At 37.0% G+C, this 10,224-nt stretch carries 5 protein-coding genes and 1 pseudogene; 3 read left to right on the top strand and 3 right to left on the bottom strand.

Annotated elements, in window-relative coordinates:
- The 3 genes from D8847_RS10045 to D8847_RS10030 form a co-directional block, all read right to left on the bottom strand.
- The coding region (locus D8847_RS10045) for a Cna B-type domain-containing protein (RefSeq protein ID WP_125841455.1) at positions 1–3,701 on the bottom strand (3,701 nt) is incomplete at its 3' end.
- 1,750 nt (positions 3,702–5,451) lie between these two features.
- Positions 5,452–6,399: an AEC family transporter gene (locus tag D8847_RS10035; RefSeq protein ID WP_125841454.1), complete on the bottom strand. Its 948-nt coding sequence runs from the start codon at positions 6,397–6,399 to the stop codon at positions 5,452–5,454.
- Positions 6,400–6,476: 77 nt separating this feature from the next.
- Positions 6,477–8,102, bottom strand: a complete 1,626-nt coding sequence (locus D8847_RS10030; RefSeq protein WP_125841453.1) for a malolactic enzyme — start codon at positions 8,100–8,102, stop codon at positions 6,477–6,479.
- Positions 8,103–8,461: 359 nt separating this feature from the next.
- Here D8847_RS10030 and D8847_RS10025 point away from each other — a divergent pair, with 359 nt between their 5' ends.
- The 3 genes and pseudogenes from D8847_RS10025 to D8847_RS10015 all read left to right on the top strand — a co-directional run.
- Positions 8,462–8,812 (top strand): helix-turn-helix domain-containing protein, encoded by a 351-nt coding sequence (locus D8847_RS10025; protein ID WP_125841456.1) that lies wholly within the window; start codon positions 8,462–8,464, stop codon positions 8,810–8,812.
- Between the two features lie 127 nt (positions 8,813–8,939).
- Entirely contained in the window at positions 8,940–9,818 is an 879-nt protein-coding gene (locus D8847_RS10020; protein ID WP_125841452.1) for a LysR family transcriptional regulator, read from the top strand.
- A gap of 273 nt (positions 9,819–10,091) precedes the next feature.
- Positions 10,092–10,217, top strand: a pseudogene (locus D8847_RS10015) (ISL3 family transposase); the annotation flags it as partial.
- Positions 10,218–10,224 lie beyond the last annotated feature (7 nt).

The following is a 10,224-nucleotide window of genomic DNA, read 5'->3' as shown; positions in this document are numbered from 1 at the left end:
CGTTTGCCGTCTTGGTTGTTCGCATCGTTCCATACTTTTGTTACCTTGTAGTCGATTTCTTTTGGTGCATATTTGTTTGTGAGGGTAAAGTCTGTAATAGTTGATTCGTATTCGGCTACGGCTTCTTCTGTTACAGTGTATTTGATTTCTTTACCAGCTTTATATTTTGCTAATTTTTCGAATGTAGCAGTCCAAGTTCCATCTGCGGCTTCTTGAACTTCTTTCGATGCGACTTTCTGACCGTCTGCTAAAAGATTGATTGTAATCTTAGTTGGACGTTTGCCGTCTTGGTTATTCGCGTCATCCCAGTTCTTAGTTGCTGTGATGTCAACTGTTTCTGGAGAATAGCTATTTGTGATAGTGAATCCTGATGCAGCGTCACCAGTAACCTTAGAAGTGTAACCAGGAACAGTTACTTCTACTACTGTGTACTGGATAGGTGTGCCGCCTTTATCAGCATCAAGGTCTGTGAAGCTTCCAGTCCAACCGTTTGCTTCAGTCAATGTAAGTTTCTTACCAGTATCTTGACCGTCTGCAAGCAATTTAACTGTGACAGAAGATGGGCGTTTACCATCTTGGTTGTCCTTATCATCCCATGCTTTCTTCACAGAAACTTGAGTTTTGGCTGGTGTGTATTTGTTTGTAAATACAAGATCTTTTGCTTCTTTTGAAGCCGTTGCTTTCAATTCAGTTGCACTTACTTTTTCAACTGTTACTTCAACTTCTTGAACTGTCTTATCATAAGTGATTCCTGCTTCAGATCCAACAACTTCTGAGATAGTGTACTTGTGAGTTCCCACTTGGCTCTCATCATATGAGATTGGTGAGAAGGTCACCGTTCCATCAGCAGCGTTTGTCACTGTTTCGACAACACTACCGTCTTCTTTCTTCAATTCAAAGCTGTATTTACCAGCTTCAAGGTCTTTACCTTCAAGAACTTTCTTAGCTCCAAGAGTTACATTTGTAGCCCCTGCTGGTGTGTATTTGTTTGTGAAGACTAGGTCTTTTGCTTCTTTTGAGGCAGTTGCTTTCAATTCAGTCGCGCTTACTTTTTCAACTGTTACTTCAACTTCTTGAACGGTCTTATCGTAAGTGATCCCTATTTCAGATCCAGCAACTTCTGAGATTGTGTACTTGTGAGTTCCCACTTGGCTTTCATCATATGAGATTGGTGAGAAAGTAACACTTCCATCGGCAGCGTTTGTCACTGTTTCGACAACACTACCGTCTTCTTTCTTCAATTCGAAGCTGTATTTGCCTGCTTCAAGTGTTTTACCTTCAAGAACTTTCTTAGCTCCAAGAGTGACACTTGTAGCTCCTGCTGGTGTGTAAGTGTTCTCGAATACTTTTTCGCCGTCATAAGCAACGGTTGCTTCAAGGACACCTTTACCATTGTCCACTACAGTTACTGTAGCTGTGATTGTTTTAGTATCGTACTGGATACCTGTAGCAGTACCCGCTTTTTCAGCGATCTTATAAGTATAAGTGCCTGCTTTGTCGAAGGTCAACTCTTTAAACTTAACTTTTCCGTTGGAATCATTCTTCGCTGTTTCAACATTACCAGCCTGGTCTGTCAAAGTGAACTCAAATTCATCAGCTTTCAACTCACGACCAGTCAACTTCTTAGTCACTTCAAGAGAAGCTGAAGTTGGTTTTACTGCATACTTATTGGTAACAGTTAATTCTGCTGTTTGTTCTGAGGTATAGCCATCAACTGTAGTAACTGGATTCTCATCTTTATCAACTTCTTTAATGCTGTAGGTATATGTCACACCATTTTGATCGGTCGCAGGAAGATCTGACCATTCTACAGCACCGTCTGTCTTAGGTACTTCTTTTTGGTCAGCATCTGTAACTGCTTCTGCAGTACCACCCTCTAGAGTACGATACAATTTAAAGAAGAGACTTGGGCGAACACTATCTGTTCCACCAGTCCAGACTTTATTAGCAGTTACTTTTGTTTTTGGAACCTCATAAGTATTGGTTACTTGTGTCTTGTCTGCATTGTAAGAGACGACGTAGTTATGATCGTTAGATGCGACTTTCTCTCCTTCTTTCAAAGGAAGTTCAGTAGTATCTTGAAGCTCGCGAACAGAGTAGATTAATTTTGTTCCATCAACATCATACTTAGGAAGTTGTTTCGCCCATTTGTAAGTATAAACACCATTGGTTTCTGTCACTTCTGGAGTATAGCTACCAGAAACAGGTTTAGAGTCCTCAATAGTCTGTCCTTCTTTATGGACATACAAACCAAGCTTAACTTTCTTATAATCTGCGGCTTTTCCACCTACCCAAGTCTTAGTAGCTTCAAAGTCAACTGTCTCACGTTTGTTAGAGATATTTAAAGGAACACCCTCTTTTTTCATCTCTACTTCAAACTCTTGACTATTTGCAACATAACCTGACTTGGGTGCCTTTTCTTTTACAATGTATTGACCATCTGAGAGAACTGGAGAAAGGGCGACACCATGTTCATCTGTCGTGATTTCAGCAACTTTCGTTCTATCACTCTTCTTAAGAATTTCAAAGACAACACCACTTAACTTCACAGTAGCATCCGCTTCATCATACTTGGTGATTTTGATTTTACCAGCAAGATCCGCTGTAACAGTTGCACCAGCTCCTTTAACGGATTTGACACCTGATTTCATAGTTGTGCTACCAGTGTCTTTCCCATCCCATGATTTCCAACTTTTCTGAGGGACGCCATCATAAGTTATCCCTGCACTGTTAACGACTTCAGTTCCATCTGCAGGAGTAGTTGTATTATACTCTAAACGTAAAGTTTTGGTTCCTGTATTGGTTGGCAATAGAAGTTCAAATGAAGTCCCACCATTTTTTAGGGTTAACAGTGCCGTATCATCTGGATTTGCTTGATAAACTGTCGGATCCGTTGTAACTTTATATTCGTGACCATAGGAAACAACATCTGCGCTACTTGTATTCTGTGTCTTGTATTCCACCTCAAAGAATCTAAAACTATCTACAAGATAAATTGCTAGAGATCCCCTACTGGTGTCAATGCTATCATTGATCTTGACAACTTTTCCAGTTAAATCTTCGCCAGCACGATTGATTCGCATCCACCAGGCTAGATGGTCCGTATCAGAAGTTGTCCATCCACCCTTATAACCAATTTCGCCTTCAACTGGCACATCTTGGCTATCACTACCAAATGGTTTAAAGGTTATTGTTTGTTCTTTATCTCCAGGTAAGCGATACGTGACTTTATTCACTTCTCCAGTTGTTTTTAGTATTGAAGTAGCATTAAATGTCCCTCTAATATTTTGCTTACTTTCAACTTTTTCATTAAATGTAAAGGTTATTGTCTTCGTAGCACTATCTGCTATGACTTGCCCCAGGACCTCTCCGCTCACACTATCCTTTAATTCAAATGTTGCGTCAACTAAATCTAGACCATCTGGAGCTTTTACGGTGAAATAATCACCATTCTTTATTTCCCCTGCAGATAGATTAGAAAAGCTATACTCTCCATAATAGAGAGCTCGTACCTCTTTTTGTCCCTTAGCATGCCAAAAAGTTTCGTTAGCTACACCAGACCCCGAACTTCGTATTTCAACATTTGACAATGTGACCTTATCTGTCAAATCTTGCGCCTGTACTGGATTTGATAGAGCCATCGAGCCAAACAAGACTAGAAGTGGCGTAAAAATATAGAGCCACAATTTTTTTAATTTCATGATTTTTCCTTTCTAAATAATTAAAATGAATTGAACAGTGTATTATCTCCCTTAATAAACAACACCCCCTTTTAATCGTAAGATTTATTGATACAATATCTGCATAATTTATGCAAAACGATGCAATTACGATATTAATTTTGTTCAAGAGCTATTTTTAATCTTTAGCAGGAGTATCATTACTCTTGGTCAGATGGAAATATAGCAAAATGTCATCCCTATTATACGATAATTACTGATTATAGTCTAGTAATTTGCATAAATTAATAAACTAGTTTCCACGTGGAGAGTTCAATATAAAGTATTCAGAATAACTAAAATCGTCTTACAATGAAATACGTACCATATTAGCTTTATCAACCGCCTTTACTTATTATTCATTATCTCTCCTCTGAAATATGAATCAAATAAATAATATGTAATAAATCAATCACTTTAAAAGCAAAGAAAGATTATATTATCATTAATCTTTCTAATAAACCGCCAAAACATTTCCAAATAAACACAGATCTTACTTTAAAAGAGAAGCCTCATATACTAAAACTATGATTGTGGATGCCCACTTACTGAAAGCAATCAGACCTAATATTAAAAATATAAGGCCATCTGAGGAATCCAGTAGATACTATTAATCTAAAAAGATCTCTCACGAATTTGTAAAGTTCTTGGATTATATAGAGTAAAAAAATATAAAACAAGAACTGACTCATGTTATTGAACAGTATTATAAAAGAAATAGAATGGGGAAGTTTCTAAAGAGAAAGTAAAGAATTATCGGACTAGAACTATTAGCTTAATGCCCCATTACCAGAGTGTGGCTTTTCCTTAAATCAAACATCCTAAGATCATTTTTCTGCTATCACAGATGTTAAAGCATTTAAATTCAATGTCAACATGGCAACCGCCTGGTAAAAACCTTTACAATTCAGGATATGCTTAAATTATGCTAGGTATGATCATTTGGCATGTCAATAGAATCAATCCATCAATGATTTCCGCTTAGATGAATTCACAACTTATTGTTAAAAGTCGCATCTATTCTCTGAAAAAGCTAAAGAATTGAAAGTGAGAAAGCTTTTATTCAAGGGAACTCCTAAACGAGTATAGATAAGAAATAGAGAGATACCATAAATAAACAGTCTCGGTTTATATAGGTGGCAATTTCATAGGAACTACCTCAGAAGTAGGGAACTAGAAATGTTTTATCTTTTCATTGTTCAAAAGGTAGTAGGAATTCTTTGCGAAGTTCTCGTCGTGTATCGGCGCAAAAATAATTTATCCAAGGATTTAGTTCCGTACAGTATTACATCCTTTTAGTCTTATTTTAATCAATCTATTATAGTAACACGCCCTATAGCAGCTTGTTCAAGATCTTCTAAAGACATAAAATTCTTCTCAGATTTCTGAAACATCTCAAATTTAATAATTCCCCATAAGAGCTCCATCATGTCGTGCCTGAAGAATTACTTTTGTTATAGTATTGATGTTCTAGAAATCAAAAAGAACACCCTTAAAGGTGCTCTTTGCAAGTATCGTAATTCTTTCGAATTAACGTTTACTAAATTGTGATGCTTTACGAGCTTTTTTCAAGCCTGATTTGGAAAGTACGAGTTTCAGTTGGACTAAAAACAGCGTAATATCAAGGTTTTTCAGAACGATATCTACTGATTAATTTCATAAAATTTAAATCAATATTTTTTAAATAGGGGAATTTCTTAACGCATAACTTTCAATCCTATCCTCTTCCTTCTTATCCTAATAAAGTTTGTAATATTGGAATAACAACGATAAATAGAACCGTACTTAGAGTCACCACATTCGTAGAGAATTCCACATCTCCTTTTCCCTGATTAGCAAGGATCGGAAGAACAGCTAAAGCTGGTGTAGCGGACTGAATCATGAAGGTCTTAAATTCTACTGTCGCCATATTTGGTGCAGAGAACTTCAATACAAGAAGCATGATTAGAGGAGCTAGGATAAAGCGTCCAACTAAAGTGACAATTGTATCTTTATCAAAAGTAATAGTTTTCAAGCCTGCCTTTGCAAGAACGATACCAATATAAATCAGAGATAGGGGAGTAACGATATTTCCAACATAGGTTAAGGTATTCGTTGCGAAATCTGGAATAGAGATTCGGAGAATCAAAAATAGCAGAGCCACAAGAAAACCTACAAGCGGAGCTGGTAGCAATTTCTTCCAGTCAAATTTACTTGTCTCCTTGCTTTGACCCGATTTACTGTCACTCGTCATCAAATACACGCCCAATGTCCAGGTGGAAATCGTGTTGGTGATATAGTAAATTAAGAAATAAGGAAGAGCCTGATCCCCAAAAAGAGCAACATTTAAAGGTAAACCAATAAAAATAGTGTTGGCATTCACAAAGGTATTAATCATGGTTCCTCGCCGTCCTGGACGAACCTTGAAAACCACAACTGCAATATAAGCTACGATATAGCCCAAGATAAAGGCCACAAATGTATAAAGGAGACCTCCAGAAAGACTGATTAGTTTATCTAGTGTTAGGTATTTCATTACCGACACAAAGATTGACGCTGGCAAGGCTACATTCATGATCAAACGAGATAGGTTAGGTCCAAAGGCATCTCCAAACCATCCCTTCACCTGAAGAATATACCCCAAAACAATGATAGCGATAATCGGAATGATACTCGTAATCGAGGTTAAAAAGAGTGACATAGGTATCCTTTCTAAATTACTTAAGTCCACAGCCCATATAAATTTGTCGCTAGTGAAGGATAGGCAGCAGCAATGAATTATTTATACTCTGGATACCACTTCAAATCACGAACTGCTTTGGCCATATCTGTTTCCTTGGCACGCGCAAGACCTTGTTCTTGCGCTTTTTTAGCGACCGCTTCTGCTACTTTAATAGAAACATCTGCTACATACTTGAATGGTGGCAAGACAGGAGCTCCTGGTTGGCCTGGATTGACAATACCACTCAATGAATGAGCTGCTGCTCCAATCATTTCATCTGTCAAAAGACTTGCTTCAGAAGCCAGCATACCTAGACCAAGACCTGGGTAAATCAAGGCATTATTGGCTTGACCAATCACATAGTCGACACCTTTATAAGAAACCGTATCAGCAGGAATTCCTGTTGCGACAAAAGCTTTGCCATCTGACCATTCAATCAAATCTTTGGCACTAGCTTCTGCTAGTTTGGTTGGATTTGACAAGGGGAAAATCATCGGACGATCTGTATTTTCACACATAGTTTCTACAATTTCTTTAGTGAAGGTATTGGGCTGAGTTGAAGTTCCTACAAGAATGGTTGGCTTCACAGTCTTCACGACTTCAAGCAGGTCAGTCAACTTGTCTGCGTTGCTAAAGTCAGCACGTTTCTTAGCAAACGGTTTTTGTTCAGGAGTTAGGTCATCCATGTCATCAAAGAGAAGACCTTGTTTATCAACCATAAAGAAACGTTTATAGGCTTCTTCTTCAGAAAGACCTTCACTCACCATTTCACGAAGAACACGAGAGGCAATTCCTGCACCCGCAGTACCACCACCATAGCAGAGATAAACTTGATCTGTTAATTTTTCACCACTAATATCCAGTGAACCAAAGATACCACCCAAGGTAACGATTCCCGTGCCTTGAATATCATCATTAAAAGTTGGAATTTGTTTCCGGTATTTTTCAAGAATATTGGCAGCATTCAAGCGGCCGAAGTCTTCCCAGTGAAGGTACAGTTTAGGAAAGAGACGTTCTGCTGTTTGAACAAATTGGTCAATGAAGTCGTAGTAACGATCTCCGCGAACCCGTTCGTGACGATTCCCTAAGTAATTAGGATTGTTACGAAGTTCTTCACGATTAGTCCCTGCATCAATGACTAAAGGAAGGACCATAGAAGGATCGATTCCAGCAGCACCCGTGTAGACCATCAATTTCCCAACAGAAATATCGACACCATTTGTTCCCCAGTCACCGATTCCAAGGATTCCTTCTGCATCTGTTACAACAATGAGACGAATCTCGCGATTCCCAGCAGCATTTTTCAAAGTAGCTTCAATATTTTCAGGATGATTAATATCAAGATATCCCGCATATTGGGGATCTACAAAGAGGTCACTATAACCTTCAATGGTATCTGCAATGGTTGGATCGTATACAATTGGATTAAATTCTTCCAAATGTTGAGAAAAAAGGTAATAGAAGAGAGTACGGTTAGTATTAAAAATTTCCATTAGGAAAAGACGCTTTTCCAAATCATTGGCTTTTGTTTGCATCTGTACATAAGTTTGCGCCGCTTGTTCTTCAATGGTTTGAACATAAGGTGGCAATAAACCAATAAGACCTAGTTTCTTCCGCTCCTCTAAGGTAAAGGCGGTTCCTTTATTGAGGAAAGGGTTGTTTAAAATATCATGTGCAATCATAGTGCAACCTCCTTTTTACTTCTATTATACCACTTAAAACGAATCGTTTGGAAAACTTTGTTGTTTAAAAAATACAATTGTGTACGCATATGTTATAATGAGTCTACGAGAACAATTTTCTAATAAGCTCTTTTATACTTAAAACACTATTATTGATGATACTTCAAGTTGTTATATTTTATAAAGTTCTGGACTCATAAAACTCTCAATGATCACTCTTTACTAAAAGTTTCGAGCAAAAGAAACTAATCATACAAATTGGCGATCCGAATTAAAATAAATATCATATAAGTTTGTTATGCAATACTTTGTATTTTTTAAGATGTTTTTTTGTCATGCAAAACTTGTATTCTATTTATATGACGAATAAAAACTATTTACAACAATATATTTCCCAAAAAGTGAAATATTTTCGAACACAGAAAAAAATGAGCCAGGAAGAACTTTCAGAACAAGCAGGACTTGGGCTTAAGTATATCAATCAACTTGAAAACCAAAATGTGAATCTGACCATTCACAGTCTTGAAAAAGTGATTGTCGCCCTAGAGATGACCCCAGAGGAATTTTTCAATTTTGATAGCCTTGAATCAATCTCTGATAAGACTGACAATCTTTCACTCAAAAGAATCAACATGAAGATTAAACAGCTCCCTATTGATAAACGAGAAAAGATCTTGGTCATTTTTGAAAGTATCTTAGATAACCTTTGATATCCCTGACTCACTTACATTTTAACCGGTGAATACTCGTATAGTCAAATTGTAGGATACGGATAAAAAGTATTTATCTGGTGATTTCCACTTATTTTCCTTCTCCAACTAATGAAAGTGAGCCCATATGAATTTAAAAGATCTACAATATTTTTATGACCTCTGCCAACTTCAATCCTATACGGAAGTAGCAAAACAACACAAAGTCAGCCAACCATCTATTTCTTATGCCATTAAGCGCTTAGAGGAATCTTTTAATTGCAAATTGATTCACCATGATCCCTCGCATCGTTCCTTTAAACTAACTCCTCAAGGACAAATCCTTCTGAAGCATACAGAACTGATTTTACCTGAGGTCATTTCTACTCGCAAAGAAATTAATCGCTCTTTGGCTCATTGCTCTACTGTAGGATTCCCTCCTATTATCATTCAGTATCTTTTCTCTGTCTTAAATAAAGAAACTGAATTTGATTTTTTAAAAAAGGTACGTCCTATTCGTGGTGGATCCGTAGAATTATTAAATCTTCTCCTTAAGGGAGAACTAGATGCGAGCTTACTCGGATTGATTGAACCACTCAATCATCCTTCAATAGAGATACACGAGCTATTTCATAAAGAACTGTATGTCGTTTTATCTAAGAACCATCCTCTTGCCACTGCTCCTTTCCTTGCTTTTGAAGAATTAGTAAATCAATCCTTTATACTCTTAGACGAACACTTTGTTCATCTAAAAGCTTTTGAACTACTTAATCAAAAGCATCAAAACAAGGCAGAAATATTCTTCAAGAGTGACGACATTGTCATCATTAAAGAACTTTTAAAGAAAGGGATTGGCGTTAGTTTACTGGCTGATATCGCACTTTCTGATGAAGATGATGATTTAATAAAAATTCCTCTAATACCGGAGGACCAGATAACATTTACAGTTTATTACGCTTATCTCAAATCAGCTACACTGTCTTCAGAAGTAGAAGCCTTATTTAATCTCATTAAATCATATGAATAGAAAAAAACTCTAACTATCAACTACCTGATAGCTAGAGTTTTTTACATTATAGGTATTAGACTAAAGCACGAAGAAATAGGATATGATCGCCGAATTTTTCATTTACCTGATACCATTCAACGAGATTCCCAATTATAAATCTACAAAATGGGCTCTATAATTTCTGTAGTGGGTAAAACCACCATAGGTCTTATGGAGCCTATTTTGCTGTAGAAAAAAAGTCCCATAAGACCTATAATGAAAAGTGACCAAACCATCATTAGAAAGAATCTTATGGAACAATTAAATTTTATCACAAACTTACTCGGAATTAAAGACAAGAACATCATAATCTTGGATTATCTGGATGCTGGAACACATAAAGAAATCATCGCTAAGCTAGATTATCCTGCTCCTAAGTCCTAAG

The organism is Streptococcus mitis (assembly GCF_003942795.1).
In the GTDB taxonomy this organism is placed as follows: domain Bacteria; phylum Bacillota; class Bacilli; order Lactobacillales; family Streptococcaceae; genus Streptococcus; species Streptococcus mitis_BJ.
This window is presented reverse-complemented; position numbering and strand designations above follow the sequence as displayed.